1 protein-coding gene is annotated in these 352 nt (G+C 47.7%); it reads left to right on the plus strand.

The genetic code is table 11. The features are described from left to right. Positions 1-299 (plus strand): hypothetical protein (locus EXE42_RS17320; protein ID WP_206750772.1); only part of this gene is annotated, 299 nt, incomplete at its 5' end. Positions 300-352: the final 53 nt, after the last annotated feature.

The following is a 352-nucleotide window of genomic DNA, read 5'->3' on the forward strand; positions in this document are numbered from 1 at the left end:
GTAGAAGACCGACGCGACGCGCTGAACCGGATGGGATAACGATGACAGAGATCAACATTGACACCGAAGAGGTCGAGGCACTCACCGAAGAATACGTTAGCTGTGGAACTCCCAAACGGCGTCGGGAGATAGAGATAGAACTACTTGAAGCGACCCTTTGGAAGGCACTTGAACGGGAGAACGGCCGCGCATTTGCGGAATTCTCCGAGGAAGAAATGGAAATCATCTCAGAGGCGATAGAGGGAGACGATCCCGACGTGAGTAGGCTTGTACGGAGGCCGTTCTTAGATAACCTGTAAATTACTCTTGGTTATCTAATAATAGAGTTATTATTTATTGAGTGTGAATTATT

It is taken from the genome of Halorubrum sp. SP3, from assembly GCF_005435195.1.
Lineage (GTDB): Archaea > Halobacteriota > Halobacteria > Halobacteriales > Haloferacaceae > Halorubrum > Halorubrum sodomense.